Annotated in this window: 26 protein-coding genes; 9 read left to right on the top strand and 17 right to left on the bottom strand. The window is 70.2% G+C overall.

Going from position 1 to position 26,803, the window contains the following annotated elements; translation table 11 throughout:
- Positions 1-142: 142 nt before the first annotated feature.
- The 7 genes from R2B38_RS27025 to R2B38_RS27055 form a co-directional block, all read right to left on the bottom strand.
- Entirely contained in the window at positions 143-1,600 is a 1,458-nt protein-coding gene (locus R2B38_RS27025) for a catalase (RefSeq protein ID WP_318018561.1), read from the bottom strand.
- A gap of 97 nt (positions 1,601-1,697) precedes the next feature.
- Positions 1,698-3,782: a SpoIIE family protein phosphatase gene (locus R2B38_RS27030; protein ID WP_318018562.1), complete on the bottom strand. Its 2,085-nt coding sequence runs from the start codon at positions 3,780-3,782 to the stop codon at positions 1,698-1,700.
- 289 nt (positions 3,783-4,071) lie between these two features.
- Positions 4,072-4,764, bottom strand: coding sequence for a DUF402 domain-containing protein (locus R2B38_RS27035; RefSeq protein ID WP_318018563.1), 693 nt, complete (start codon positions 4,762-4,764; stop codon positions 4,072-4,074).
- 72 nt (positions 4,765-4,836) lie between these two features.
- Entirely contained in the window at positions 4,837-6,240 is a 1,404-nt protein-coding gene (locus R2B38_RS27040; protein ID WP_318018564.1) for a class II fumarate hydratase, read from the bottom strand.
- 89 nt (positions 6,241-6,329) lie between these two features.
- A complete protein-coding gene (locus R2B38_RS27045; RefSeq protein ID WP_318018565.1) occupies positions 6,330-7,163 on the bottom strand; it encodes an XRE family transcriptional regulator in 834 nt (277 codons plus the stop codon).
- A gap of 159 nt (positions 7,164-7,322) precedes the next feature.
- Positions 7,323-7,688, bottom strand: coding sequence for an SH3 domain-containing protein (locus R2B38_RS27050; RefSeq protein ID WP_318018566.1), 366 nt, complete (start codon positions 7,686-7,688; stop codon positions 7,323-7,325).
- 278 nt (positions 7,689-7,966) lie between these two features.
- Complete coding sequence (locus R2B38_RS27055) at positions 7,967-9,637, bottom strand: fumarate hydratase (RefSeq protein ID WP_318018567.1); 1,671 nt, start codon at positions 9,635-9,637, stop codon at positions 7,967-7,969.
- 192 nt (positions 9,638-9,829) lie between these two features.
- On the opposite strand from R2B38_RS27055, the gene R2B38_RS27060 reads away from it, so the two are divergent.
- Positions 9,830-10,564, top strand: coding sequence for a DUF1707 domain-containing protein (locus tag R2B38_RS27060; RefSeq protein ID WP_318018568.1), 735 nt, complete (start codon positions 9,830-9,832; stop codon positions 10,562-10,564).
- A 173-nt stretch (positions 10,565-10,737) separates the two neighbouring features.
- Entirely contained in the window at positions 10,738-11,112 is a 375-nt protein-coding gene (locus tag R2B38_RS27065; RefSeq protein WP_026150672.1) for a WhiB family transcriptional regulator, read from the top strand.
- A 128-nt stretch (positions 11,113-11,240) separates the two neighbouring features.
- On the opposite strand, the gene glpX is transcribed toward R2B38_RS27065, so the two are convergent.
- The gene (glpX, locus tag R2B38_RS27070) at positions 11,241-12,275 is read right to left on the bottom strand and encodes a class II fructose-bisphosphatase (protein WP_033286599.1); all 1,035 of its coding nucleotides are present in this window, start codon (positions 12,273-12,275) and stop codon (positions 11,241-11,243) included.
- 126 nt (positions 12,276-12,401) lie between these two features.
- Here glpX and R2B38_RS27075 point away from each other — a divergent pair, with 126 nt between their 5' ends.
- A complete protein-coding gene (locus R2B38_RS27075; RefSeq protein ID WP_318018569.1) occupies positions 12,402-12,923 on the top strand; it encodes a DUF4245 domain-containing protein in 522 nt (173 codons plus the stop codon).
- Between the two features lie 82 nt (positions 12,924-13,005).
- Here R2B38_RS27075 and R2B38_RS27080 read toward each other — a convergent pair whose 3' ends face one another.
- The 4 genes from R2B38_RS27080 to R2B38_RS27095 form a co-directional block, all read right to left on the bottom strand.
- Positions 13,006-13,596: a malonic semialdehyde reductase gene (locus R2B38_RS27080; protein WP_318018570.1), complete on the bottom strand. Its 591-nt coding sequence runs from the start codon at positions 13,594-13,596 to the stop codon at positions 13,006-13,008.
- 345 nt (positions 13,597-13,941) lie between these two features.
- Positions 13,942-14,184 carry an exodeoxyribonuclease VII small subunit gene (locus tag R2B38_RS27085; protein ID WP_318018571.1) on the bottom strand — a complete coding sequence of 81 codons (243 nt, stop codon included), beginning with the start codon at positions 14,182-14,184 and terminating at the stop codon, positions 13,942-13,944.
- 9 nt (positions 14,185-14,193) lie between these two features.
- A complete protein-coding gene (xseA, locus tag R2B38_RS27090) occupies positions 14,194-15,402 on the bottom strand; it encodes an exodeoxyribonuclease VII large subunit (RefSeq protein WP_318018572.1) in 1,209 nt (402 codons plus the stop codon).
- Positions 15,403-15,473: 71 nt separating this feature from the next.
- Positions 15,474-16,844, bottom strand: coding sequence for an APC family permease (locus R2B38_RS27095; protein WP_318018573.1), 1,371 nt, complete (start codon positions 16,842-16,844; stop codon positions 15,474-15,476).
- Between the two features lie 99 nt (positions 16,845-16,943).
- Here R2B38_RS27095 and R2B38_RS27100 point away from each other — a divergent pair, with 99 nt between their 5' ends.
- Both R2B38_RS27100 and ppgK read left to right on the top strand, forming a co-directional pair.
- Positions 16,944-17,969: a 4-hydroxy-3-methylbut-2-enyl diphosphate reductase gene (locus tag R2B38_RS27100; RefSeq protein ID WP_318018574.1), complete on the top strand. Its 1,026-nt coding sequence runs from the start codon at positions 16,944-16,946 to the stop codon at positions 17,967-17,969.
- Positions 17,970-17,998: 29 nt separating this feature from the next.
- The gene (gene ppgK, locus R2B38_RS27105) at positions 17,999-18,745 is read left to right on the top strand and encodes a polyphosphate--glucose phosphotransferase (protein WP_318018575.1); all 747 of its coding nucleotides are present in this window, start codon (positions 17,999-18,001) and stop codon (positions 18,743-18,745) included.
- Between the two features lie 923 nt (positions 18,746-19,668).
- On the opposite strand, the gene R2B38_RS27110 is transcribed toward ppgK, so the two are convergent.
- Complete coding sequence (locus R2B38_RS27110; RefSeq protein WP_318018576.1) at positions 19,669-20,244, bottom strand: DUF6542 domain-containing protein; 576 nt, start codon at positions 20,242-20,244, stop codon at positions 19,669-19,671.
- Positions 20,245-20,444: 200 nt separating this feature from the next.
- Here R2B38_RS27110 and ychF point away from each other — a divergent pair, with 200 nt between their 5' ends.
- Complete coding sequence (ychF, locus tag R2B38_RS27115) at positions 20,445-21,533, top strand: redox-regulated ATPase YchF (RefSeq protein ID WP_318018577.1); 1,089 nt, start codon at positions 20,445-20,447, stop codon at positions 21,531-21,533.
- A 285-nt stretch (positions 21,534-21,818) separates the two neighbouring features.
- Complete coding sequence (locus tag R2B38_RS27120) at positions 21,819-22,580, top strand: DeoR/GlpR family DNA-binding transcription regulator (RefSeq protein ID WP_318018578.1); 762 nt, start codon at positions 21,819-21,821, stop codon at positions 22,578-22,580.
- Between the two features lie 215 nt (positions 22,581-22,795).
- On the opposite strand, the gene R2B38_RS27125 is transcribed toward R2B38_RS27120, so the two are convergent.
- Positions 22,796-24,034 carry an MFS transporter gene (locus tag R2B38_RS27125; protein WP_318018579.1) on the bottom strand — a complete coding sequence of 413 codons (1,239 nt, stop codon included), beginning with the start codon at positions 24,032-24,034 and terminating at the stop codon, positions 22,796-22,798.
- A gap of 436 nt (positions 24,035-24,470) precedes the next feature.
- On the opposite strand from R2B38_RS27125, the gene R2B38_RS27130 reads away from it, so the two are divergent.
- A complete protein-coding gene (locus R2B38_RS27130) occupies positions 24,471-24,650 on the top strand; it encodes a hypothetical protein (RefSeq protein WP_318018580.1) in 180 nt (59 codons plus the stop codon).
- Positions 24,641-24,976 (top strand): hypothetical protein, encoded by a 336-nt coding sequence (locus R2B38_RS27135; protein ID WP_318018581.1) that lies wholly within the window; start codon positions 24,641-24,643, stop codon positions 24,974-24,976. Before R2B38_RS27130 ends, R2B38_RS27135 begins: the two co-directional genes overlap by 10 nt.
- Positions 24,977-25,297: 321 nt before the next feature.
- Here the strand turns inward: R2B38_RS27135 and R2B38_RS27140 are convergent, their stop codons facing one another.
- From R2B38_RS27140 to R2B38_RS27150, 3 genes are all read right to left on the bottom strand, one after another.
- The gene (locus tag R2B38_RS27140) at positions 25,298-25,708 is read right to left on the bottom strand and encodes a transposase (RefSeq protein WP_318018582.1); all 411 of its coding nucleotides are present in this window, start codon (positions 25,706-25,708) and stop codon (positions 25,298-25,300) included.
- 36 nt (positions 25,709-25,744) lie between these two features.
- A complete protein-coding gene (locus R2B38_RS27145; protein WP_318018583.1) occupies positions 25,745-25,966 on the bottom strand; it encodes a transposase in 222 nt (73 codons plus the stop codon).
- Positions 25,967-26,062: 96 nt separating this feature from the next.
- A complete protein-coding gene (locus tag R2B38_RS27150) occupies positions 26,063-26,566 on the bottom strand; it encodes an N-acetyltransferase (RefSeq protein ID WP_318018584.1) in 504 nt (167 codons plus the stop codon).
- Positions 26,567-26,803 lie beyond the last annotated feature (237 nt).

Here is a 26,803-nt window from a genome sequence, read left to right on the forward strand (position 1 = left end):
ACCCGGTTGTGGGCAGGACATCGCACGCGCGCCGCAGAACGAGGCCGAGCCGTTCGGCCGGCAGGAGTCACGGCGCCACACGGAAGGGCGCCCGGCTTCGCCGGGCGCCCTCTCTCGTACCGCTGGGTGAACTTCCGTACCGCTAGGCGAAGTTCGCCGCGATCCGGTCGCCGAGTTCCTTGTCGATGTTGTGCCAGTACTGCAGGGCGCGGTCGAGGACCGAGCGGGAGACGTCGGCCTTCAGATGGCCGCTGACGTTGGCCACGAGACGGTCGCGGGCCGCGTCGTCGAGGACCTCGCGGACCATCGTGCCCGCCTGGCCCCAGTCGTCGTCCTCGGCGTGCAACTTCGTTGCCTCGCGGACCAGTTCACCGGCGGTCTGCCAGCTCGCCGGTTCGCCGAACTGCCCGTAGTCGGCGGCCGGGCCGCCGTAGGAGTTCGGTGCGTACGGCCGCGCCGCGTTGGACGCCTCGTACCGCATCGGGCCGTCCTTGGCGTACGAGTTCACCGGGGAGTGCGGGCGGTTCGGCGGCAGCTGGGTGTAGTTGGGGCCGATCCGGTACCGGTGGGTGTCCGGGTACGAGAACAGCCGGCCCAGCAGCATCTTGTCCGGGGAGGGGCCGATGCCCGGCACCAGGTTCGAGGGCTCGAAGGCGGCCTGCTCGATGTGGACGAAGTAGTCGTCCGGGTTCCGGTTCAGGGTCATGCGGCCGACGTCGATCAGGGGGTAGTCCCCGTGCGGCCAGACCTTCGTCAGGTCGAAGGGGTTGAAGCGGTAGTCCGCCGCGTCCTCGAACGGCATGATCTGGACCTTGAGGGTCCAGCTCGGCGCGTTCCCGGAATCGATCGACTCGTGCAGGTCACGGCGGTGCTTGTCGCCGTCGGAACCGGCCAGTTCGTCGGCCTCGGCCTGCGTGAGGTACTCGACGCCCTGGTCGGTCTTGAAGTGGTACTTCACCCAGAACCGCTCACCGGCGCCGTTGATCCACATGTAGGTGTGGGAGCTGTAGCCGTTCATGTGGCGGTACGTCTTCGGGATGCCCCGGTCGCCCATCAGCCAGGTCACCTGGTGTGCCGACTCGGGGGAGAGGGTCCAGAAGTCCCACTGCATGTCGTTGCTGCGCAGCCCGGTCGCCGGGTGGCGCTTCTGCGAGCGGATGAAGTCCTGGAACTTGATGGTGTCCCGGACGAAGAAGACCGGGGTGTTGTTGCCCACCATGTCGTAATTGCCGTGCTCGGTATAGAACTTGAGCGCGAAGCCGCGGGGGTCGCGCCAGGTGTCGGGCGAGCCCTGCTCCCCGGCGACGGTGGAGAACCGCGCCAGCATCTCGGTGCGTTTGCCCGGCTGGAAGAGGTCGGCCCGGGTGAACTGGCTTACGTCGTTGGTGACTTCGAAGAAGCCGTACGCGCCGGAGCCCTTGGCGTGCACCACCCGCTCGGGGACCCGCTCCCGGTTGAACTGGGCCATCTTCTCGATGAGGTAGTGGTCCTGGAGCAGGATCGGGCCGTCGGGTCCGACGGTGAGCGAGTGTTCGTCGCTCTCCACCGGGATGCCGACGTTGTTCGTGGTGTACGGAGTGTGCTGGGGTGACTGCGTCACGAGCGTCCTCCTGTTCGGAAGAAAGTAGGTCGCTTTCGCTTCGCGTACCCCAGCAGTCAACTCCGACGCCGGTATGTCGGCAACTTTTGGACGAGGTCTAATTCCGGTTCAGTTCGAACCAGACCACCTTCCCGGTGCTGAGCCGGGTGGCTCCCCACCGACGGGCCAGTCTGTTGACCAGATACAGCCCACGTCCGCCCTCGTCCGTGGCCCGCGCCTGCCGCAGCCGCGGCAGCTGGGGCACGTCGTCGCCGACCTCGCAGCGCAGCACGTCGGTCCGCAGCAGCCGTAGCGTGACGGGCCGCGACGCATACCGCACCGCATTGGTCACGACCTCGCTGACCAGCAGCTCCACCGAGTCGCTCATGTCCTCCATGCCCCAGCGGGCCAGCGCCCGCCGGGCCAGCCGGCGGGCCTGGCCGGGGGCCGAGTCCTCCGGGTCGAGGAACCAGTACGCCACGTCGCTCGGCGCAATCCCGTCGAAGCGGGCGGCGAGCAGCGCGATGTCGTCGTCCCGGTCACCCGGGCCGAGCATGTCGAGCACCTCGTCGCACAGGGCTTCCAGGGGCGGCGGATGATCGGGTCCGGTGAGCTGCGCGACCGCGGCGAGCTTCTCGCGCAGCTGCTCTATCCCGGTCCACACGTCCCGCAGCCGCGACTCGACGAGCCCGTCCGTGTAGAGGAGCAGAGTCGCTCCGGCGGGGGCGTCCAGTTCTACGGCCTCGAAGTCGACGCCGCCGACACCGATCGGGGCGCCGGGCGGTACCCGCAGGACCTCGGCCCGGCCGCCCAGGTGCAGTAGCACGGGCGGCGGGTGGCCCGCGTTGGCGATGGTGATGCGGTGCGAGACCGGGTCGTAGACCGCGTAGAGGCAGGTCGCCATGCGGTCGGTGCCGAGGCGCTGGGCCTGTTCGTCCAGGTGGTGCAGGACCTCCTGCGGGGGCAGGTCGAGACCGGCCAACGTCTGTGCGGTGGTGCGGAGTTGGCCCATGATCGCGGCCGAGGTCATGGAGTGGCCCATGACGTCGCCGACCACCAGGGCGACCCGGCTGCCGGGCAGCGGGATCGCGTCGTACCAGTCGCCGCCGACGCGTGCCGTCTCGGCGGCGGGCAGGTACCGGGACGCCAGCCGGACGCCGGTGGGGCGCGGCAGGGTCTCCGGGAGCATGGTGCGCTGGAGCTCGTCGGCGATGTACGCCTCACGGCCGTAGAGGACCGCCTTGTCGATGCCCAGGGCGCTGTGCGTGGCGAGTTGGGCGGCGACCAGGAGGTCGTCGGCCTCGAACGCCATGCGCTCGGGGCGGCGCAGGAAGAGCGCGGCACCGATCACCCGGCGTCGGCCGCGCAGCGGCGCGAGGATCGCGCGCTGGCCGGCCGGGACGATCAACTCGCCGCCCTCACCGAGGAGTTCGGGCAGCGCGGCGCGCGCGGCCGGAGAGTCGGCGAACACGGGACGTACGCCCCGCAGCACCTCGTTGAGCGCGCCGCCGGGGCGTACCTCGCACAACTCGGCGGTGACCGCGGACAGTTCGGAGGGCTGCTCCGGCTGTATCGCGGGCATGAAGCCGTTCTCCGTGTCCCGCTCCTCCGGGATGCGGTCGGTCCGGCGCAGGCGCAGCACGACGGGACCCGTGGGCCGCTCGTCGCCCACCGGGAGCGGGTCGCGGAGATAGACCAGGATCGCGTCCGAGAACGTCGGTACGGTCGCCCGGCACAGCCCCATGACGATCTCGTCGAGGTCGATGCCGCGGGCGATCCGCCGGGTCGCGGCGCCCACGAAGCGCAGCCGGTCCCCGTCCCGCCGCATCGGCATGGGACCGCCGGACGGCAGCCCCTGTCCCGTACGGCGCTCCTTGGCGGCCGCGTCGGAGACCTCGGCGCCGCCCGGCTGGGCCGGGATGCCGTCGGGCGAAGGGCGCGGGCGATGGGTGTCGGGTTCGGCGGCCGAGGGCTGGGAGTGCTCGGAGCCACCTGCGGTGTCGGGCTTCACAGGGGTACCTGCCGGGTCCTTCCCCTTGGCGCGGGACGTGCTCGTACCCGGCGGCTCGCCGGTGCGTGCCTGTGCCGGTAAGCCGGCGCCACCGGACGGCCTGGACGGCGTCGAGGTGTGCAGGAGCGCCCCGCGGGGGTCTGCGGGGTCGGCGCCGCCGGGGCGCTCGAAGGAGGTGGGGTGCTCCGTCACGCGTGTCGAATCCGTCCGTCCGGGACCGCACGCGATACGTGCGGATCGTCCCGCCGAAATGCCGATACCCGGAATACGTGCCCCAGGAACGGAATTCCCGCGTGGTCAGAGGCTGTTCCTGTGCCACCGGCGGACCGGCGGCCCGCTCCGGTGTCGCCCTGATACCCCTCGCTCACGTCCTGCCGCCCCTCGGTGACGTCTGGTCAGTCCCGGTACATGCCCCGGGAGTTGTGCGGTGCCCTTGCGGAGGACGATCCTACGGTTGCGCACCGGGGGCGCATCAAGGGTCTCATGTGGACATGTGCGCGGGGGTGCGGTCCCAGTCCTCCGGAAGTGAAGGTACAGCCCAGGACGGATCCGGGCGCCAGTGCTGCCACCCGTCCGCGAACGGAGACCCCCACGCGCGGATCACTTCCACCGCGGACCGGCCCGCTTCCCTTACCCGCTCGGCCAGTTGGGGATCCATCAGACCGTCCCGCTGGGCCTGCGTGAACTCGTCCTCGTCGAGCCAGCGCCAACTGCGGTCCGGGTGCACGGAGATGTCCAGGAAGTGATCCACCGAGTCGACGCCGCCGTCCCAACGGACCTGTGGTTCCTCAAGGTTCACGTACCAGTTCTTGAACTGCCATCCGGGCTCCCAGAAAAGCCACACCGACCAGGGCTCACCGGGCCGCGCCAGCTTCAGCACACCGGTGCCGAACCAGTGGTCGCGCCGGACCGTACGGGGCTTCGTGTACCGGGTCTCCAGCGGCTCCCCGTGCACCGACGTACCGTCCGCGAGCACCGGCCGCACACACTCGGTGCCGGGCGCCAGCCAGACGGCGAGCAGCTCCTCGTCGTCCCGGACGACGGTGACGGGGCGGGCGATGTGGAAGCGCGGTCCGGCGTTCTCCCGGTAGCGCCACAGGATCTGATCCCCGGGCGCCCAGAAGGCCGTAGACGTACCCGCTTCCACCGCTCGTACCGCTCCACCGTCTGTCATGAAGAGATATTAGGTGCCCGGGGCATACGACGCTGCGGCGCGCGTCACGGTTCACGCCAGGGCGACGATTGGTTACGGACGCGTCATCCGCAGGACATCGAGGGCCTCGTCGAGCTGCGCCTCGGTGAGGTCACCACGCTCCACATAGCCGTTCTCCAGCACGACCTGGCGGATCGTCTTCCGTTCCGCCAGTGCCTTCTTGGCCACCTTGGCGGCCTCCTCGTACCCGATGTACTTGTTGAGCGGGGTGACCACGGACGGTGAGGACTCGGCGTATTCGCGCGCTCGCTCCCGGTGCGCGACGATCCCCTCGACGGTCCGGTCGGCGAGCAGCCGCGAGACGTTGGCGAGCAGCCTGATCGACTCCAGGACGTTCTTGGCGATCACCGGCAGCATCACGTTGAGCTCGAAGTTGCCGGCTGCCCCGGCGGTCGCGACGGTCGCATCATTGCCGATGACCTGCGCGGCGACCATCAGCACGGCCTCCGGGATCACCGGGTTGACCTTGCCGGGCATGATCGAGGACCCCGGCTGCAGATCGGGCAGCGAGATCTCCGAGAGCCCGGTCCGCGGCCCGGACGCCATCCACCGCAGATCGTTCGCGATCTTCGTCAGACCTACGGCGATGGTCCGCAGCTGCCCGCTGGTCTCGACGATCCCGTCCCGCGCGCCCTGCGCCTCGAAGTGGTCCCGCGCCTCGGTCAGCGGCAGCCCGGTGACCAGCGCGACCTCGGCGATCACGGCGGCGGAGAACCCGGGCGGGGTGTTGATCCCGGTCCCGACGGCGGTCCCGCCCAGCGGCAGCTCCGCGAGCCGGGGCAGCGAGGCCTCCAACCGCTCGACGCCGTACCGCACTTGGGCCGCGTACCCGCCGAACTCCTGGCCCAGCGTCACGGGCGTGGCGTCCATCAGGTGGGTCCGCCCGGACTTCACGACATCGGCGAACTCGACGGACTTGCGCGACAGGGCGCCCGCGAGATGCTCCAGCGCGGGGATCAGATCATGGATCACGGCGCCGGTGGCCGCGATGTGGATGGAGGACGGGAAGACGTCGTTGGACGACTGCGAGGCGTTGACGTGGTCGTTCGGGTGGACGTCCTTGCCGAGCCGCTCGGTGGCGAGGGTGGCGATCACCTCGTTGGTGTTCATGTTGGACGAGGTCCCGGACCCGGTCTGGAACACGTCGATCGGGAAGTGCTCGTCCCACTTCCCGCCGGCCACCTCACGGGCGGCCTCCTGGATCGCCTCCGCGATGTCCTTGTCGAGTACGCCGAGTTCGGCGTTCACCTTGGCGGCGGCGCCCTTGATGCGGGCCAGGGCCTGGATGTGGGCGCGCTCGATGGTCTGGCCCGAGATCGGGAAGTTCTCCACCGCCCGCTGGGTCTGCGCCCGCCACTTCGCGTCGACCGGGACCCGCACCTCCCCCATCGAATCGTGCTCGATACGGAACGGACCCACTGTCTGACCGTCGGCCATCGCCGATCACCTCCTGTGGGGGACAGCATCGCGGACACCTCCCGTGTTCCCACCTCAGCGGACGGAAACGGAGTGTCTCGGCCGAGCGCTCAGCGGCCGGGCCCGGTGCACACCGGCTGCCCGCCCACCTCGGCACAGGCCTGCGCCCCGCGCGGGTCGGGGGTGGCCAGCATCGGGCTGCTGTAGCCGTCCGAGCGGTGACCGGGGTACTCGGCGGACAGCTCGTCCTGCCCGGCCCTGATGGAGATCTCCCGGGACCCGCCGACCCGGGTGCGTACTTCCGACCAGACGGTGGCGCAGGACGGCGAGTACCGCAGCAGTACGACCTGACGGGCCCGGTTCACGACGCTCACCGTACGGGCGTCCCGCGCGCAGGTCTCCGAGGACGGCAGCGCCCCCTGACAGCCGCTGCCCCGGCAGGAGGCCACCGTGTGGTCGAGGACGTCGGCGGCACCGGCGGTGACCGCGACGGTGGTGGCCATGGCGGCGAGTGCGACGAGGGCGCGGGCGGGGGCACGCAGCCGACGGGGTCGTACGGATGACACGGGCGGCACAGGCGGCGCGGGCGGTACGGGCGGTACGGGCGGTACGGGCGGCGTGGCCGGGACCGGGGGCTGGGCAGGGGGAGTGGCGGACGGTCTGGACTGCTCCCGGACCGCGGTGTCCCACAGGGAGAGCAGCGCGCCGGGGTCGGTGCGGGCAAGGCGGGCGAGGGCTTCGACGGCTGCCCGGGGCGGGAGTTGGTCGCCGTTGAGATAGCGGTGCCAGGTCGACTTGCTGAACGGGGTGACGGCGGCCAGCGCGGCCAGGCTCAGCCCGGTCCGCCGCTTGAGGAGCCGGAGCCGTTCGGTCAGGAGCGGCCCCGCTTCGTCGTAAGGGCCGGAGAGAGGCTGCTGCTGCTCGACCGTCACGTGGCTTTCCATCCTGCTCCTCGCCGTACCGGGGTGCACGCCGTGATCCGTTCCCGGGGCCGGCCGCGTGCCACACCCCGATCACCGGAATATGAAGGGGTGTTGACCTGGCTCCACCCGGCAGGACGCATGGGGCCGTCCCGCCGGGTGGAGCCGTGGGTCAGACGGGGGTCAGCACCAGCGGACGGCGCTGCGGTTGCTGACGTAGTGCGCGGAGACGTAGCCCTCGTGGTGCGGGAGCTTGTACCAGCGGTGGTTGCCGTGGACGTTCGATCCGTACGTCTTGCAGACGATGGGCAGCGTCCGCCCCACCCGCCGCGAACCGACCACGCGGTAGCCGGTGCCCGGGCCGGAACGGACGTTCAGCCGCTTGAAGTGCCGGGTGGTGACCTGACCGACCGCGTGCCGCGTCACGTGGTGGTGGGCGGTGACGTGGTGCGGGGCCGGGGCGGCGGTGGCGGCGACGGCCGTCACCGGGAAGACGGCGACGGCCGCGACCGCGGCGACGAGTCCGTTGCGCAGAGTGCGTCCGAACATGGGGGGTTCCTCCGAGTCGACCGAGGACCACGGGGTGTGGTCCAGTCGATCCGGAGCTTTTCCGGCAAAGCACCTGAAAATGCCGTCCCGCGTGTCCCTGGGACGAACTGGGACAACAGGCGGGCGTGCGGGACACTCCAGCCCGTCCGGCGTTTGAGGACGAGGCCCTTCCGGGGCCGAACGGGGGTCCAGGGGGCGGACCCCCTGGCGGGGTGGAACGGGGCAGCGCCCCTGAGGACGGGACGGGACGGGTAGGGGTGGCGGGGGCGAGGAAACTGCTAGGCCAGCCCCGGCCCCCGCACCGGAATATGCGTGAACGTGGGCTCCGGCGCCGGGTTCTGGAAGAAGTCGTTGCCCTTGTCGTCGACCACGACGAACGCCGGGAAGTCCTCGACCTCGATCTTCCAGACCGCCTCCATGCCGAGCTCCTCGTACTCGACGACCTCGACCTTCTTGATGCAGTCCTGGGCGAGCCGCGCGGCCGGCCCGCCGATCGACCCGAGGTAGAAGCCACCGTGCGCGTCACACGCGTCCGTGACCTGTTTGCTCCGGTTCCCCTTGGCCAGCATCACCTTGGACCCGCCCGCCGCCTGGAACTGCTCGACGTACGAGTCCATGCGCCCGGCGGTCGTAGGCCCGAAGGACCCGGACGCGTAACCCTCAGGGGTCTTCGCGGGCCCCGCGTAGTACACCGGGTGGTCCTTCAGGTACTGCGGCATCTCCTCACCCGCGTCCAGCCGCTCCTTGATCTTGGCGTGCGCGATGTCACGCGCCACGACGAGCGGCCCCGAGAGCGAAAGCCGGGTCTTCACCGGGTACTTGGTCAGCTCGGCGAGGATGTCGTCCATGGGCTGGTTGAGATCGATCCGGACCACGTCCTCCTCGGCGGAGTCCAGGTGCTCGTCGGTCGTCTCCGGCAGGAACCGCGCCGGGTCCGTCTCCAGCTGCTCCAGGAACACGCCCTCGGCGGTGATCTTCGCGACGGCCTGCCGGTCGGCGGAGCAGGACACGGCGATGGCGACGGGGCACGAGGCACCGTGCCGGGGCAGCCGCACCACCCGCACGTCGTGGCAGAAGTACTTGCCGCCGAACTGCGCCCCGATCCCGATCTTCTGCGTCAGCTCGAAGACCTTCTGCTCCAGCTCCTTGTCCCGGAACCCGTGCCCCAGCTCCGAACCCTCCGCCGGGATCTCGTCCAGGTAGTGCGCGGAGGCGTACTTCGCGGTCTTCAGCGCGTACTCGGCGCTGGTGCCGCCGACCACGATCGCCAGGTGGTACGGCGGGCAGGCAGCCGTGCCCAGCGAACGGATCTTCTCCTCCAGGAACTTCATCATGGAGCCCTCGTTCAGGACCGCCTTCGTCTCCTGGTAGAGGAACGACTTGTTGGCCGAGCCGCCGCCCTTCGCCATGAACAGGAACTTGTAGGCGCCGCCGTCGGTCGCGTACAGCTCGATCTGGGCGGGCAGGTTCGACCCGGTGTTCTTCTCGTCCCACATGGTCAGCGGGGCCATCTGCGAGTACCGCAGATTGAGGTTGAGGTAGGCGTCGTAGATGCCGCGCGACAGGGCGGACTCGTCGCCGCCCTCCGTGAGGACGTTCTGTCCGCGCTTGCCCATGACGATCGCCGTACCGGTGTCCTGGCACATGGGCAGGACACCGGCGGCGGCGATGTTCGCGTTCTTCAGGAGGTCCAGCGCGACGAACTTGTCGTTGTTCGACGCCTCGGGGTCGTCGATGATCCGGCGCAGCTGGGCGAGGTGGGCGGGCCGCAGGTAGTGCTGGATGTCGTGGATGGCCTCGGCGGCGAGCTTGCGCAGCGCCTCGGGCTCGACCTTGAGGAACGTCCGCCCGTCGGCCTCGAAGGTGGAGACACCCTCGGAGGTCACCAGCCGGTACGGGGTGGTGTCCTCTCCCATGGGGAGCAGATCGGTGTACGCGAACTCAGGCATCGCAGCCCATTCCTCACTCGACAGACGGCCGCCCGCCGACACTGGCGGGCGCCCACCAGCGTAGAACCTGCCACTGACACCGAGCTTGTGAGGTAAGGCTCAGTTGCTCCGGGCCTTCGCCACACCAACGTTGTCCACAGCCGTCGTCCACACCCCTAGTCGCGATCTATCGCGTTTCGGTACGCTGCTGCCGTGGACCTTCAGAAGCAGCCCGCGCCCCCGCAGCCCCCCTCCGCGCCCACGGCCCCGTCGCAGCCCGCGCCCGCAGCCCCGTTGCTGCGCGCCTCGGACGCCGACCGTGACCGCATCGCCGACATCCTGCGCGAGGCCCTGGCGGAGGGCCGCCTGGACGCGGACGAGCACGCCGAGCGGGTCGAGGGGGTGCTGAGCGCCAAGACGGTCGGCGAGCTGGAGGTCTTCATCCAGGATCTGCCGGCCGCCCATGGACACCGGGCGACGACCCCGTCGTACAGCCCCGCTCCGAACCGCCCGACGGAGGGCGCGATCCCGGCCGAGGCCGACGAGCACGTGGTGGCGGTGTTCAGCGCCGCGATGCGCAAGGGCCGCTGGCGCGCGGGCCGTCGTATGCACGCGTACGCCGTGTTCGGCAGTGTCGAGATCGACCTCAGCGAGGCGATCTTCGAGTACCAACAGGTCGTCATCAAGGCGGTCTCGGTCTTCGGCAACGTCGAGATCCGCGTCCCGGAGAACGTGTCGCTGCGCGGCACCGGCGGCGGAGTCCTCGGCAACTTCGAGGTGGACACGCTGGATTCCGTCGAGCCGGACGCGCCCGTGGTCTACGTGGACGGATGGGCCGTCCTCGGAAACATCGAGGCAAAACCCAAGCGGGGCAAGCTCGTTGCGGACATTCTCGATCGGGTTCAGCGCAAGGTCGACAAGAATTTGCGCAAACACCTGGACCGTTGACGGTTGTGAATCGGGACACATGTGGAGCTGATCGGTCCACACCCGTACGGCCCTGACATCGCGCAGAAGCGCCCGAAAACCAGCGGTTCGGAACTCAGTGCATAGGCGCGCGCACAGCGGGTAGGCCTTGCTGCATCGTCTCTCGCTCGCGAAGCCGTCGTCAGGAGTAGACCGTGCTGCAACCGCCGCATTCGTCCCTGCAGGTAGCTGCTGTCCCGGCTCAGCGGGTGCCTGCGCGAGACAGGGACCAAGACGCTCCCTGGCACACCGAAGCGGTGTGCCGGCGCGACGAGGCAGGCCTGTTCTTCGCACCCTCCAAGGAACCCACCGCCGCCCGACTCTCCCGCGAGGACGCCGCGAAGCGCGTCTGCGCCCGCTGTCCGGTCATGGTCGAGTGCCGGGAGCACGCACTCCTGCAACCCGAGCCCTACGGCGTCTGGGGCGGCCTCACCGCCGCCGAGCGCCGCGTGGTCCTGGCGAGGCGCCGCCGCCGCGACCTGGAACTCCAGAAGGCGCGAGCGGCAGGCCGTATAGCGGCGGCCGGCTGACCGACCGACGTAGAAAGAGGCGCCCCCACCGCACCGGGGGCGCCTCTTTCACGTACGACCGTGTGGTCGTGGCTTCGTTGTCGCTACGTCGTGGCTATAGGCGTGGCCACAACGCGGCCACGGCGTGGCTACTTGGCCCGGTCGAAGTCGATCGCGCTGTACGCCCGAAGCTTGCTCAGCCGGTGTTCCGAATCGATTCGCCTGACGGTGCCGGACTTGGACCGCATCACGATGGAGTCGGTCGTCGCGGTCTCCGCGCGGTACCGAACGCCCCGCAGCAGCTCGCCGTCCGTGATCCCGGTCGCGACGAAGAAGACGTTCTCGCCCGACACCAGGTCGTCGGTGGTCAGCACGCGGTCCAGGTCGTGCCCCGCGTCCAGCGCCCGCTGCCGCTCGGCGTCGTCCTTGGGCCACAACTTGCCCTGGATCACGCCTCCGAGGCACTTCACGGCACAGGCCGAGATGATGCCCTCGGGGGTGCCGCCGATGCCGAGGAGCAGATCCACGCCGGTGCCTTCGCGCAGCGCTAGGATCGACCCCGCGACATCGCCGTCGGAGATCAGCTTGATCCGCGCACCGGTCTCCCGGATCTCCTTGATGATGCCGTCGTGCCGCGGCCGGTCCAGGACGACGACGGTGACGTCCTCGGGGGTGACGCGCTTGGCCTTGGCGACCCGGCGGACGTTCACCGAGATCGGGGCCTCGATGTCGACGAACTCGGCGGCCTCGGGCCCGGCGACGAGCTTGTCCATGTAGAACACGGCGGACGGGTCGAACATCGAACCCCGGTCCGCGGCGGCGAGCACGGCGATCGCGTTCGGCATGCCCTTGGCGTTGAGGGTGGTCCCGTCGATCGGGTCCACGGCGATGTCGCACTCCGGCCCGGTCCCGTCGCCGACGCGCTCGCCGTTGAAGAGCATCGGCGCCTCGTCCTTCTCGCCCTCACCGATGACGACGACGCCGTTCATCGAGACGGTGGAGACGAGGGTCCGCATGGCGCGCACGGCGGCACCGTCGGCGCCGTTCTTGTCACCGCGCCCGACCCAGCGGCCCGCGGCCATCGCGGCGGCTTCGGTCACCCGGACGAGTTCCAGGGCGAGGTTGCGGTCGGGGGCCTCGGAGGGGACTTCGAGTTCGGACGGCAGATGATGATGCTCGGTCATCGGAGCGCACCTTTCTGATACGACGACGGCCGGATGAGGGTATGGCCCCGACTCTATCGCCAGGCAGACAAAATGAGCAGGGGGGCCCACGGATGAGCGGACCAGGGCACCTGCGACGATAGGGACGTGGCAGGTTCGAACGGCAAGCAGAAGACGGTCCGGGACATGATTCTCTCCCTGGGCCTGATCGGGATCGCGGCGGCGATCGTCTACATCTTCATCCCGCACAGCGACCACGCTCCCGACATCAAGCGGGTCGACTACCGCGTGGAGCTGCTCACGGCACGCCGCGCGGCGCCGTACCCGGTGGCGGCCCCGGAGGGCCTGTCGAAGACCTGGAAGGCGACCTCGGTCAGCTACGACGGCGCCGCGTTCGACGCCTGGCACCTCGGATTCAGTGCCCCCGGCGGACAGTACGTGCAGATAGAGCAGTCGACTCAGAAGCCGGCCGACTTCATCGACACCGCCAGCCAGGGCGGCGCCGCGACGAAGACGACCCAGGACATCGACGGCCATACCTGGACCCGCTACACCGGCGGCCGCTACGACGCGCTCGTGCTCGCGGACAAGGGGTCGACGACGGTGGTGGCGGGCACGGGCTCGTTCGCGCAGCTGACGGAGATGGCGAAGGCGCTGCAGACGAAGTGAAGTGAGCTGACGGCTGAGACGAAGGCCCCCGGCGCCGCGTGGTGCGCCGGGGGCCTTCTGTGTGCCATGGGTGCTCTGTGCCTCAGACGGTCGTGACGACCTCGTCGTAGGCCAGGCGCGGGGAGCGCGGGAACCAGGCGTCCTCGCCCGGCTTGCCGATGTTGATGACGACGAACGGGGTGTGGTCGCCGTCCAGGAACTCCTTCTGGACGCCCGCGAAGTCGAGACCGGTCATCGGGCCGGCGGCGAGACCGGCGGCGCGGATGCCGATGATGAAGTACGCGGCCTGGAGGGCGGCGTTCAGCGCGGCGTTGCCCTCACGGACCGAACGCTCGCCGAAGACGGCGTCCTTGGCCTGCGGGAAGTGCGGGAACAGGGTCGGGAGCTCCTCGTGGAACTCGTTGTCCGCGGAGAGGATCGCGACCAGCGGGGCGGCGGCGGTCTTCTTCTGGTTGCCCTCGGAGAGGTGCTTCACGAGGCGCTCGCGGGCCTCGGGGGAGCGGACCAGGGTGATGCGCAGCGGCGACTGGTTCATCGAGGTCGGGCCGTACTTGACCAGGTCATAGATCGCCTGTACCTGCTCGTCCGTCACCGGCTCGTCGGTGAACGTGTTCGCGGTACGGGCCTCGCGGAACAGCAGGTCCTGGGCGGCGGGGTCAAGAACGAGAGACATACGACTTCCTCGGGGTGGCCGGAAACCGGAACCGGACCGTGGTCCGGATAGGCTGACGAGACCGACCGTACGCGACATGAGGTTCAACGTTCAACCAAAACCGGAGCAGGGTGATCCGTATCACTCGGGATCGCCGTGGGGGTGGATTGCCAGGGGGCGGCTGTTGCTGGTGAGTGCGGCTGGCGGCTGGCGGCTGGCGGCTGGCGGGCGGCAGCGGACAGGGGCTGCCCGCTGTCACTGACGGGTGTCTGCCGGCGGGGCTCGCCGTCCGCCGTCGGCTGCCGCTGTTTACGACCGGCTGCCCGCCAGCCGTTGCCCGCGCGAGCCGCCCGCCGTTCCCTCCCGCTACTCGCCGTCCGATTCCCCGGCCGCGCCCTCTTCCTCTTCCTCCGCCAGCGCCGCGTCCAGTCGCGCCCGGGCCCCGTCCAGCCAGCGGCGGCACACCTTGGCCAGTTCCTCGCCGCGCTCCCAGAGGGCGAGGGACTCCTCCAGGGTCGTGCCGCCCGCCTCCAGTCGCCGTACGACCTCGATCAGCTCGTCGCGTGCCTGCTCGTAACCGAGCGCCTCTTCCGTCACCTTGCTGGTCATTCGCCCACCCTATGTATCCACTCGTACGGAGAACTCACCCTCGGCGACCCGCGCGCGCAGCACCTCGTCCGCGCTCACCTCTTCCGGGTCGCGGACGACATGCCCGTCGGACCGCTGCAGCACCGCGTACCCCCGCTTCAGGGTGGCCGCGGGGGAGAGGGCGACCACGCGCGCGTGCGTGTGGGTCAGCTCCGAGTCGGCGCGGTCCAGGAGGTGGCCGAGGGTGCGCCGGCCGCGGTCGAGGAGGGCGGCGACATGGTCCGCGCGCTCGTCGATCATCCGGTGCGGATCCTGTATCGACGGCCGCGACAACGCCTGCGCCAGCCCGCGCTCCTCCCGGTCCACGAACGCCACGACACACCGCCGGGCCCGGTCCCGCAGCTGCCGTACGCGCTCGTACTCCTCGCCGACGTCCGGTACGACCTTCTTCGCGGCGTCGGTGGGCGTGGAGGCGCGCAGGTCGGCGACGTAGTCCAGGAGGGGGTTGTCGGGCTCGTGCCCGATCGCGGACACGACGGGTGTACGGCAGGCCGACACGGCTCGTACGAGCTGCTCGTCGGAGAACGGCAGCAGGTCCTCCACGCTGCCGCCGCCCCGCGCCACGATGATCACGTCCACGCCGTCGAGCGCGTCCAGCTCCTTCACGGCCTGCACGACCTGCGGCACGGCGTGCACGCCCTGCACGGGCACGTTGCGCACCTCGAAACGGACCGCGGGCCAGCGGTGCCGCGCGTTCTCCAGGACGTCCCGCTCGGCCGCCGAGGCGCGCCCGCAGACCAGCCCGATCAGCTGCGGCAGGAACGGCAGCGGCTTCTTCCGGTCGGCCGCGAACAGCCCCTCCGCGGCCAGCGACTTCTTCAACTGCTCCAGCCGCGCGAGGAGTTCCCCGACCCCGACCGGCCTTATCTCGGTCGCCCGCAACGACAACTGCCCCCGCGGCGCGTACCACTCGGGCTTCGCGAGTACGACCACCCGCGCGCCCTCGCTGACGACGTCGGCGACCTCGTCGAACACCTGCCGGAAGCACGTCACGCTCACCGAGATGTCGTACGACGGGTCACGCAACGTCAGAAACACGACACCGGCACCGGGCCGCCGCGACAACTGGGTGATCTGCCCCTCGACCCACACCGCGCCCAGCCGGTCGATCCACCCGCCGATCAGCCGGGAGACCTCACCGACGGGGAGCGGCGCGTCCGGAGCCGTGTTGAGAGCCATGCGCCCGAGAGTAACGGCCACCTGTGACAACGGGGCCGAGGTGCGGGGTGGGGCGGGGTGACGTGGGGGAGCTACTGCCGGGCCGTCCCGCGCGACTGCACCGCCAGCACCGCCAACCCCACCGCCAGCCAGATCGCCCCCACCACCTGCGCGGTCCCGGACGCCTCCACGATCACGGCGATGGTGATCGCCGCCCCCAGCACCGGCACCAGCACGTGCCGCCACCACACCACCGGGCCGCCCCGGCGCCGTACCGCGAACCAGCCCACCACGCTCGCGTGCAGCAGCGTGAACGCGGTGAGCGCGCCGATGTCGACGACCGAGACCAGGTGGTCGAGGCCGTCGTCGCGGCGGGCCGCCCAGACCGCGGCGATCAGGGTGATGACCGCCGCGGAGAGCAGGGCGATCCGGGGTACTCCGTCGTCGGTCTTCGACAGGGCGCGGGGGAGACGCCGGTCGCGGGCCATCGCGAAGACCAGGCGGGCCGCCGCCGCCTGCCCGGCCAGCGCCGCGAACGCCGCGCCGATCGCCTTGCTGACGGCGACCAGGTTGTGCAGCCAGTCGCCCACCGAGACGTCGACCGCGTCGTAGAACGCCGATCCTTGTCTGCCCGGGTCGGCGGCCAGTTGTGCGGACGTCGTCGGCTCCAGGAGGGCGACCAGGTACGTCTGGGCGATGAACAGGACACCGGCCAGGGCGAGGCAGAACAGCAGCGCCCTGGCGACCTTCTCGGAGCCGCCGGTGACCTCCTCCGCGAAGGTGGCTACCGCGTCGAAGCCCAGGTAGGACAGGACGGCGACCGAGACCGCGCCGATCACCGCCGACAGCGCGAACGCGCCCTGCGTGCCGTCCCCGGAGAGCGGCGACAGCCAGCCCCGTTCGGCGCCGTCGCGCGCGAGGACGACGATCGCCGACACGATGAAGATGACGAGGACGACGATCTCCATCGCGAGGACGAGGAAGCCCACGCGGGCCGCCGCGCGCACACCCCAGAGGTTGAGGCAGGTCGTGATGACGACCGCCAGCGCGGTCCACACCCACCGCGAGACGTCCGGGACCAGCGCGTTCATGGCGATCCCGGAGAAGAGGTAGGCGACGGCGGGGATCAGGATGTAGTCGAGCATCGCCATCCAGCCGGCGATGAACCCGGCCTCCTTGCCGAGCCCCACGCGCGCGTAGGCGAACACCGAGCCCGCCTGAGGGACGACCCGCACCATCTGCGCGTAGCTGAACGCGGTGAACGCCATCGCGACCGTGGCCACGATGTAGACCAGCGCGACGGCCCCGTGCGACTTGGCGTCCAGGGTGCCGAACACGCCGACCGGTGCCATGGGGGCGATGAACAGCAGCCCGTAGACGACGAGATCCCGGAAACCGAGGCTGCGCCGCAGCTGGGGCCCGTCGCCGGCCGAGGCCTGTGTGCCCGTGTCCGTGTCCGCCATCTCGCGTCTCCCGTACGTCGTACCCGGCCCCACCCCTCCCGTTCCCCACGCCAGTCTCCCCAAGGACGCGATCTTTGACCCGTCGAGCGCGGCCTTACGATGGGACGCATGACTGCTTCGTCTGGCCGCCGTGTCCTGCTCGCCGCCCCCCGGGGCTACTGCGCGGGCGTGGACCGCGCCGTGATCGCCGTCGAGAAAGCCCTTGAGCAGTACGGGGCTCCGATCTATGTCCGGCACGAGATCGTGCACAACAAGTACGTCGTCCAGACCCTGGAGAAGAAGGGCGCGATCTTCGTCGAGCGGACCGAGGAGGTCCCCGAGGGGAACATCGTGATGTTCTCCGCGCACGGCGTCGCGCCCGTCGTCCACGACGAGGCCAAGCGGGGCAATCTCGCCACCATCGACGCGACCTGCCCCCTGGTGACCAAGGTCCACAAGGAAGCCGTCCGTTTCGCCAACGACGACTTCGACATCCTGCTGATCGGCCACGAGGGCCACGAGGAGGTCATCGGCACCTCCGGAGAGGCCCCCGACCACATCACCCTGGTCGACGGCCCGTCCGACGTCGCCAAGGTCGAGGTGCGGGACCCGTCCAGGGTGGTCTGGCTCTCCCAGACGACCCTCTCCGTCGACGAGACCATGGAGACGGTCGACGCCCTGAAGGAGAAGTTCCCGCAGCTCATCTCCCCGCCCAGCGACGACATCTGCTACGCCACGCAGAACCGCCAGCTCGCCGTGAAGCAGATGGGCGAGGAGGCCGACCTGGTGATCGTGGTCGGCTCGAAGAACTCCTCCAACTCGATTCGGCTCGTCGAGGTCGCCAAGCTGGCCGGTGCCCGCGCCGCCTACCTGGTGGACTTCGCCGACGAGATCGACGAGGCCTGGATGGAGGGCGTGACCACGGTCGGCGTCACCTCGGGAGCCTCGGTGCCGGAGGTCCTGGTCGAGCAGGTTCTGGAGTGGCTGTCCGGCCGCGGCTTCGAGGACGTCGAACTGGTCAAGGCGGCCGAGGAGTCCATCACGTTCTCGCTGCCCAAGGAACTCCGCCGTGACCTGCGCGAAGAGGCGGCCGCGCTGGTCGCCGAGCGCACCGGTTCGGACCGTACGGCACCCTCCGGGCAGTGACTGTCAGTCGTTCGTCGTAGCGTGGATCCATGCAGATCTTCGGCGTGGACATCGGTGGATCCGGGATCAAGGGCGCCCCTGTGGACCTGGACAAGGGCGAATTGACCCAAGAGCGGTGCAAGGTGCTGACCCCGCACCCGGCGACACCGGACGGAGTGGCCGACGGCGTGAAGGAAGTCGTCGACCACTTCGGCTGGACGGGACCGGTCGGGCTCACGTTTCCGGGTGTGGTCACCGGCGGGGCCACGATCCGTACGGCGGCGAACGTCGACAAGAGCTGGATCGACAAGGACGCGGGCGCGCTGTTCGCCGACCGGCTGGGCGGCCTCCCGGTGACGGTCGTGAACGACGCGGACGCGGCGGGCGTCGCCGAGATGCACTTCGGCGCAGGCCAGGGCCGCAAGGGCACGGTGATCCTGCTGACCTTCGGCACGGGCATCGGCAGCGCCCTCTTCGTCAACGGCATCCTGGTCCCGAACACGGAGCTGGGCCACCTCGAACTGAACGGCCACGACGCCGAGAAGAAGGCGTCCAGCAAGGCCAAGGAGGACGGCGAGCTGACGTGGGAGCACTGGGCCCACCGGGTCCAGAAGTACCTCGCCCACGTCGAGATGCTGTTCTCACCCGAGCTCTTCATCATCGGCGGCGGAGTCAGCCGCAAGGCCGACAAGTTCCTGCACTTCATCGAGGACATCAAGGCCGAGATCGTCCCGGCGCAGCTGCAGAACAACGCGGGGATCGTGGGGGCGGCGATGCATGCGGCGGGGGATGACTAGGGGTGGCTAGCGGTCGGTAGGGGCGGTTTTCGGCGGTGCGCGGGTTGGTGCCGGTCTGTGCCGGCGGAGCTGGTGGCTGGGGCTCGGTGGGCGGTGGCCGAGGCCCGGTGGGCGTCGGCAGCGAGGCGGCGGGGCCTGTGGCGGGTGACTACGGAGGAAGTCCGCCGCGGCCTGCGCGAAGGGGCGGCGGCACTGGTCGCCGAGCGCGCGGGTTCGGGCGGGCTTGCACGGGCCCGGAGGGCGGCTCGGTGGACGCGGAACGCTCCGCGGATGAGTCTCAGGCCCCGGAACCGGCCCTACGACCGCCCCCAAGACCGGCGGCCTCAAATCTGGCCCCGGGACTGGCCCCGGCCCCGACCTCGGTCCCTGTCCGGGAGTTGGCCGCTGGGACGGGCCCGGGAATCGACCCCGGCCCTTGTCCTGGAGCTTGCGCTGGGATCGCCCCTCGGTCCTTGTCCGGGAGTCGGTCCCTGGGACAGGCCCCGGAATCGATTCCGATTCTCTGTCCCGGAGCTGGCCCTGGGACCGCCCCTAGGTTCCCTCTCCCGGAGCTGGCCACCTGGGACGGGCCCCGGACTCGACCCCGATTCCTGTCCGGGAGTTGGCCGCTGGGACGGGCCCGGGAATCGATCCCGGCCCTTGTCCTGGAGCTTGCGCTGGGATCGCCCCTCGGTCCTTGTCCGGGAGTTGGTCCCTGGGACAGGCCCCGGAATTGACCCCGCTTCTCTGTCCCGGAGCTGGCCCTGGGACCGCCTCTGGGTCCCTGCCCCGGAGCTCGCCCTGGGACCGCCCCTGGGTCCCTGCCCCGGAGGTAGCCCCTGGGACGGCCCCGGAATCGACCCCGCGGTCAGTCTTGTGGCCGCCCCTGGGACGGGTCTCAGAAGCGACCCGGGGTCAGTGTTGAGGCTGTCCGGCCCGGGGACTCACGCTCGCCGGCGGCGCTTCAGCAGCCGGACCCTGCGGACCGTCGCGATGAGGCCCGCGACGAGCGTCCCCCCGTACAGCCAGCCGGCCTGCGTGGCGAGGCCGGTGAACAGGCCCATCAGGCGGTTGCCGAGGCCGCCGCTGCCGTCGGCGAGCGGGAAGAGGCCGACGGCGAAGGCGATCGGTACGACGACCGGCGCGGTCAGCAGGTCGCCGCGCCGGATCCAGACCGCGGTGAGCACACACACCGGCACGAACAGCACGCCGTAGACAGTCAGCGACGCCCCGAACAGGAACTGGTCGATACACCCGAGCACGAACATCACGGCCGCGCAGAACAGCCCGCCGCCGAGCCCGGTGAGCCGGGGGTTCGGCAGCTGACGTACGGTCTCGGCCGCCGTAGGGCTCGGGCGTCGTACGGCCGCCGGGCGGCGCTGCGCGGTGCCGCGTGCCTGCGGTCCGGGCCTGGTCGTGCGGGCCGGGCCACCGTTCGGGCCCCGGCCCGCCTGCGGGGGCAGAGGCGGGGCCCCGCGTCTTGCGCCGGGCTGTGGGGGTCGTGTCCTGTGTTGCTCCACTGGACCAACTTAGGTCGGTTTATGTGCCGAATAGGTCCTCAGACACGCCGATGGGCAGAGCTTGGCCACGTGTTCGACGCGGAGCCGGGAGGGCGCGGCTCACGCCGTAGACTGGTGGATCGGCCCCGGGCCCCGGTCTCCGCAGCCCCGGCCGGGCCCCTCCACTGCTCTCACGCCACTCACGTACGGGAAGTCGCAACGTGTCGCTCACGATCGGAATCGTCGGTCTGCCGAATGTCGGCAAGTCGACCCTGTTCAACGCCCTGACCAAGAACGACGTGCTGGCGGCCAACTACCCGTTCGCCACGATCGAGCCGAACGTCGGCGTGGTCGGCGTCCCCGACCCGCGTCTGACGAAACTGGCCGAGATCTTCTCCTCGCAGAAGATCCTCCCGGCGACGGTCGACTTCGTCGACATCGCGGGCATCGTGAAGGGCGCCTCCGAGGGCGAGGGCCTGGGCAACAAGTTCCTCGCGAACATCCGTGAGTCCGACGCGATCTGCCAGGTCATCCGCGCCTTCAAGGACGAGAACGTCGTCCACGTCGACGGCAAGGTCTCGCCGAAGGACGACATCGAGACGATCAACACCGAGCTGATCCTCGCCGACCTCCAGACCATCGAGAAGGTCCTGCCGCGCCTCCAGCGCGAGTCGCGCATCAAGAAGGACATCGGCCCGAAGGTCGCGGCGGTCGAGGCGGCGCAGGAGATCCTGGAGAAGGGCGACACCCTCTTCTCTCAGGGCATCGTCCAGGGCTCCGGCAAGGAGGAACTCCTCCACGACCTGCACCTGCTGACGACCAAGCCCTTCCTCTACGTCTTCAACGTCGACGAGGACGAGCTGGTGGACGAGGACTTCAAGACCGAGCAGCGCGCCCTCGTCGCCCCCGCCGAGGCGATCTTCCTCAACGCCAAGCTGGAGGCGGACCTCGCCGAGCTCGACGAGGAGGAGGCCATGGAGCTCCTGGAGTCGGTCGGCGTCGAGGAGCCCGGCATGACGACCCTGGCCCGCGTCGGCTTCGACACCCTGGGCCTCCAGACGTACCTGACGGCAGGCCCCAAGGAATCCCGCGCCTGGACCATCAAGAAGGGCGCCACCGCCCCCGAGGCCGCCGGCGTCATCCACACCGACTTCCAGAAGGGCTTCATCAAGGCGGAGGTCATCTCCTTCGCCGACCTGGTGGAGACGGGCTCGGTCGCCGAGGCCCGGGCCAAGGGGAAGGCCCGTATGGAGGGCAAGGACTATGTGATGCAGGACGGGGACGTGGTGGAGTTCCGCTTCAACGTGTAGGCGCGATTCCACCACGTCGCATCTGTTGAATGAGCAGGTCAAGAGGGGTCCGACTCTTCGGAGTCGGACCCCTGGCTCGTTCCCGTGCCGGGATGGTGCCGGGATGTCTGATGCGTCATCACCTGCCGTGTGCGCCCTGGCCGAAGACGACGTCGACGAAGGTCGCCGCACGGGCGGGGTGAATGGGGTTGCTCAGGTAAACCGTCATCGCAAACGGTTATTGTGTTCGAAATATGCAGATTCGCGCGGTTTGGATGTTCTTTCTGGGTGGTGTTCAATCGCGGTATGAGCAACGCGGACCGGCACCGGCTGATCGCCCAGGCCGTCAGGGAGTCGGGCAGTGCGACGGTCCCGGAACTCGCCGAGCTGACCGGCGCCTCGGAGATGACCATCCGGCGTGACCTGGACACACTGGCCGCGCAGGGTGCCCTCCAGCGCGTCCGCGGCGGGGCGCTCACCCTGCTGCTCAGAGGTGAGGAACCGCCCTTCGCGCTGCGCGCCCACGAGGCGGCCGACGAGAAGCGCCGGATTGCGTCCGAGGTGTCCCGGCTCATCGCTGACGGCGAGACCGTCCTGCTCGACAGCGGCACCACCTGCCTGGAGGTGGCCCGCCTGCTGCGTGGACGGCACGTCACCGTGATGCCCTTGTCGCTGCAGGCCATTCACGTGCTCAGCGACGCTCCCGGCCCGACCAAGTTGATGGTGCCCGGCGGACGGCCCCGCGCCGCCGAGGGTGCCCTGACCGGTCCCCTCGCACTCGCCTCGCTGGCGGCGCTGCGCTTCGACACCGCGATCGTCGGCTGCTGCGGCCTGAGCGCTGCCGAGGGCCTGACCGCCTACGACCTCGACGACGCGGCGGTGAAGAAGGCGATCATCGCCTCCACGCGCCGCATCATCGCCGCCGCCGACGGCAGCAAGCTCGGCCGCACCGCTCACGCCTACGTCGGCCCCTCCGCACTCGTGCACACCCTCGTCACCGACACCACCGCGCCCGCCGACGAAGTCGCAGCGCTCGAAGGGGTCGGCACAGTCGTCAGCACTGTCTGACGGCGACGGCGACGGCGATCAGAGTCCCCGAGCCACCGTGTTGCTGTGTTGCCGGGAAGCCGGGCCGCCACCTCGGCAACGGCTCCTCGGCGACCGCCGGCCCCTGCCGCGGCAGTGTCTGCGGTCGGCACCCGTACGCGCCAGGGCCGCGGCAGAAGCCTCGATGCCGATGGTGTGTCTCAGGGTCGCCGACCGCGAGGTGCCCGTCGGTGACGTCAGCCCACGGCGTGCCGGGACCGGCTCATGACGGCGATGCCGGCCGTCGCCACCAGGCCGTACAGGGCCGGTGCGAGGAACACGTGCGGCAGTCCCAGCACGGCCACGCCGAGGCTGCCGGTCAGTCCGCCCAGGGCGCTGGCGATCGCGGTCGAGCTCATGAAGACGGCCGACGCGGTCGCGACGGCCTCGGGCAGCAGGCGCTGGGCGACGATGATGCCCAGGCCGGCGAACACCCCCCACACCCCGCCCATGAGGACCTGGCCGGCGAACATGCCCGCCGCGCTGCCGGTGAGCGCGAAGCACAGGTTCGCGCCGACGCCGAACGCGGCGCCGAGGACCATCAGGCGCATCATCCCGGTCCGGCGGGCGACGACCACCGCCACCGGCATCAGGACCAGCTCGATCAAGGGCTGGATGCCGATGACGGCGCCGCTGACCGCCGTCGGCAGGCGCAGGTCGTCGTGCATGTAGATCGTGAGGTAGCCGTACTTGATCGGCTCTCCCGCGTAGACGAGCACGTACAGCCCGGTGAAGGCGAGCAGGGGCAGCATGCCCCCCACTCCGACGCGCCGCCCGGCCGACGCCCGGGACGCGTCTGCGGCCTGCTCGCCCGGTGGGGCCGAGCGGGCGCCCGCGAGGCCCATCGGGAGGATCTGCGCCAGGGTGCACAGCCCGGTGGCCACGAGCATCGCACGCGGGCCCGCCGCCGTGGCCAGCAGTGAGCCCGCGACCGGGCCCACGATCCATCCGGCCGTCAGCGCCATGCGTACGACCGAGACGACCCCGTCCCCGACCGGGCTGGCAGTGGCCCGCAGGTCGTCGTGGACCGCGGCGAACAGCTGCGACCCGGCACCGCCCGCGAACGCCAGAACCACGGCACTGATCACGAACGGCATCCACACCTGGTCGGCCAAGGCCATGGCGCACCAGCCGAGGAACCCGGCCACGGCGCACAGCCGGAACAGCCCGAGCCGTCTTCCAGTGCGGTCCGAGCGGGCGCCGACGATATATCCCGCGACCGGGGCGGTGATGCTCGTGAGGTAGTAGAGGCCTGCCGTGGTCAGCGAGACGTGCAGGTCATCGACCAGGAACAGGGTGATCTGCGGTGCGGCGGCCGAGGCCCCGAGCCCGGACAGGAACAGCGCTACGGTCGCCCCGCGGTACAGCGGCGAGCCCCATACCGCGCGCATCGCGGACGGGGCGGGTGCGGCGCCCGCGGCCAGTACAGGTGACAAGACGGGCCCCCGGAAGATCAGGCGTAAGACGTCACACACCGTAGCTTCGAACATATGGAACATCAATAGTGTTCGCAATGCCGCCATCGGATCAGCAATAGTGTGCACTTCGGCGGAGAGATCAGGCGTACGCGCTCGCCCTGGCAGAGAGCGGATTGGTGATGGACGCCTTGCTCTGCTGGGCGGCGGCACCGCATCGCTCGAGTGCTGGAGCTGGCAGAAGGCCAGGCGCTCGGTGGGCGGGCTGGAATTTCGTCCCCTGGCTGCGGCCGAGGTGGCTGCGCGTGAGGGTGTGAGTAGTGAGGCGTCTGGCCCGCATGGTGCCGGGAGGGAGCCCCGTGCTGGGATCGCGCTGGGATGACCCCTTCCAGAACCGCGTTTCCGCAGGTGGGAGCTCTGCGGTAGACATTCCGCTTCCCTGGCCGCATTTACGCGGGTGAAGCTCAGGTCCGGCGACCGGCTCGACCTCGGCCTGGAGGTGAGGACGCGGAAGCCGACGGGTGACCTGCTGACCGTCAAGCACCCCACCGTAGGGTTGATCGACATGGGCAACCACATCACCCAACGGCAGACCGGTCTCACCTCGATGTCGCGGAGAGATGCACAGTGGACCTAGTCCCCGGTTACGTGTTCATCCTGCCGGTGGTGATCGTCGTGGGATGGATCCTGTCGTGGTGGGGCGCCCGGTGGGTCCGGTGGGTCCTGCTGTCCGGCGCGGTCGTCGTCTCCGTGCTCTGCGTCGTCGTCGGCGGGCTCGCGATGGGGCCGCGGGCGGACCCGAGGACCGTCAACTGCTCGTCCAGTTGGGCGTGCACGGACCCCGGTTCGCTCTACGTGGTCGCGGCCGGGCTGCTGGGTTTCGCGTGCTGTGCGGTGCTGGTGATCCTCGCGCTCGTGGGCGAGACGATTCTTGTCTGGAGGGAACGCCGGGTCTCCAACTGACGTTCCGGCGGCGGCCGTTGTCGGCTGGATCCCGTCGTGGGGAGCACGTGGATGCGGTGGAGTCCGCTGTCCGCCGGGGCCTCGTTTCCGTGCTCTCCCCCGCAGGGCCCTCGCGTGTCGCCGCCGCGCTCACGCTCGTCGGATACGTCAACACCGCCGCCGGACGCCCGAGCCCACACCGAACGCCGGGGCCCCGGGGCGTTGCTACAGGTGCGGCGGCGCTGGGCCTTGACGCGAGGCCGGCGAAGGTCGAGGGGCTGCGGTCGAGGCCCCGGCGCCTGGCGGAGCGCGGGTGGTTGCGCCTGGAGGCGTCGGGGGCCTTCAGTGCCGGCCGACGGCCAAAGGCCGTACCGGACGCCCGCTCATCCGCGTGACCATCGGCCAGCGGATCATCGCCTCGCTGGTGGCGGGCAGGGTCTCGTAGTCCCGGCACCGGCCGACAAGGCCGCCGGTGCAGCCGCCGTCGGCCCGCACGAGGGTGATGGCGCGGTGCAGACGGCGCAGCCGCATCAGCGGGCCCGCCGTGGTGTCCCGGTCGCCGATGTTCACAGCCGTGACCGCGACGGCCAGGAGCAGGCCGAGGGTGTCGGTCACGATGTGCCGCTTGCGGCCCGGCACCTTCTTCCCGCCGGCGTAGCCGCGTGAGGCGGCCGGCACCGTCGCGGCGGGCCGCACCGACTGCGCGACGGTGATCCCCGTAGTGGGCTCGGCCCTCGCGGCCCTCGCGTTCACGGACCGTCCCGCGCGGCCGGTCGTGGAACTCGGCGATCAGCCTGTGCTCGCGCCACCGGCGGAAGAGGAGGCGTAGACCCGGCCCCAATCGGGGAAGTCCGCGGGCATCGCCCGCCGCGGGATCCCGCCCGCGACCAGGTAGCGGATCGCGTCCAGCGGCTGCCGGTGACAGGAGCCCTCGGGCCGGCTACCCCGCCCCTGGAACCAGGCGGGTACCGGCAACAACGGCCGCACGGCCGCCCACTCCGGGTCCGTCATGTCCGACGGGGACCACCGAACACGTTCCGGGCCATCGGCCGCAGTCCCGAACCGGTGAGTGACACAGCCTTCGAGATCGGTACGGGCAACAACCACTTACGTGTCGGGATGCTGCGGCAGGGCGAGCCAGTCCGACCAGGAGATCTCGCGGCCGAGGAAGCGCGGCTGCTCGAACGGCCAGTCCGCGGCGATCCATTGCGGCACCAGCGCGTCGAGGGCCTGCTCGACCTTGCTGCCCACCAGCTCGTCCACCACCCACCAGGAGATCTCGCCGTCGGCGCCGGCCCTCTCCGGTGGGTCGATGTAGACACAGCCGAGCAGAGCTGTCTCCGCCGTGTCCAACAGCGCGTAGTTGAAGGACTGGTGGGCGGCGATCTCCTTCTCGTGCCGCAGCAGGTCGGCCTGGTCGGCCTCGTAGGTCATGGTGGCCGCGGGCCAGCCCCAGGCCGGGCCGAAGATGGTCCACAGCCGCTCGCGTGAACCCATCACGGCCGGATAGTCGAGCGGGGTGTCCACCTCCCGGATCGGCCGCAGGTGATGACCACCGTCCGGCAGCGGTACTCGGACGGGGTGGACGAAGTCATCGGGAAGCCAGCTCATGGCGCCCGACCGTAGCAGCGCGCGGCCGTCCGCTCCCCTGGATTTTCCCCGTACAACGCCGGGCCCTGCTCTCCTCCCGGGCAGGGCCCGCGATCACCCGAACCGTCCGGTCTCCGGCCAGAAGGCCGGGCGAGGGTTCATGTAGTGGACCTGTTCGTGGGTTTATCGTAAGAGTTATTAATTCTGTATTTGTTTTCCTGTGAGGGTTTCCGTCGCTTCCCCCGTAAACAAGGGTGA

The sequence above is a fragment of the Streptomyces sp. N50 genome, from assembly GCF_033335955.1.
In the GTDB taxonomy this organism is placed as follows: domain Bacteria; phylum Actinomycetota; class Actinomycetes; order Streptomycetales; family Streptomycetaceae; genus Streptomyces.

Bases quoted from the DNA above. Each gene is read 5' to 3' on its own strand.
- R2B38_RS27035 (WP_318018563.1), bottom strand. From the start codon at position 4,764: ATGACAGACGGTGGAGCGGTACGAGCGGTGGAAGCGGGTACGTCTACG.
- R2B38_RS27040 (WP_318018564.1), bottom strand. From the start codon at position 6,240: ATGGCCGACGGTCAGACAGTGGGTCCGTTCCGTATCGAGCACGATTCG.
- R2B38_RS27045 (WP_318018565.1), bottom strand. From the start codon at position 7,163: ATGGAAAGCCACGTGACGGTCGAGCAGCAGCAGCCTCTCTCCGGCCCT.
- R2B38_RS27050 (WP_318018566.1), bottom strand. From the start codon at position 7,688: ATGTTCGGACGCACTCTGCGCAACGGACTCGTCGCCGCGGTCGCGGCC.
- R2B38_RS27055 (WP_318018567.1), bottom strand. From the start codon at position 9,637: ATGCCTGAGTTCGCGTACACCGATCTGCTCCCCATGGGAGAGGACACC.
- glpX (WP_033286599.1), bottom strand. From the start codon at position 12,275: ATGACCGAGCATCATCATCTGCCGTCCGAACTCGAAGTCCCCTCCGAG.
- R2B38_RS27080 (WP_318018570.1), bottom strand. From the start codon at position 13,596: ATGTCTCTCGTTCTTGACCCCGCCGCCCAGGACCTGCTGTTCCGCGAG.
- R2B38_RS27085 (WP_318018571.1), bottom strand. From the start codon at position 14,184: ATGACCAGCAAGGTGACGGAAGAGGCGCTCGGTTACGAGCAGGCACGC.
- xseA (WP_318018572.1), bottom strand. From the start codon at position 15,402: ATGGCTCTCAACACGGCTCCGGACGCGCCGCTCCCCGTCGGTGAGGTC.
- R2B38_RS27095 (WP_318018573.1), bottom strand. From the start codon at position 16,844: ATGGCGGACACGGACACGGGCACACAGGCCTCGGCCGGCGACGGGCCC.
- R2B38_RS27100 (WP_318018574.1), top strand. From the start codon at position 16,944: ATGGGACGCATGACTGCTTCGTCTGGCCGCCGTGTCCTGCTCGCCGCC.
- ppgK (WP_318018575.1), top strand. From the start codon at position 17,999: ATGCAGATCTTCGGCGTGGACATCGGTGGATCCGGGATCAAGGGCGCC.
- R2B38_RS27120 (WP_318018578.1), top strand. From the start codon at position 21,819: ATGAGCAACGCGGACCGGCACCGGCTGATCGCCCAGGCCGTCAGGGAG.
- R2B38_RS27145 (WP_318018583.1), bottom strand. From the start codon at position 25,966: ATGACGGACCCGGAGTGGGCGGCCGTGCGGCCGTTGTTGCCGGTACCC.
- R2B38_RS27150 (WP_318018584.1), bottom strand. From the start codon at position 26,566: ATGAGCTGGCTTCCCGATGACTTCGTCCACCCCGTCCGAGTACCGCTG.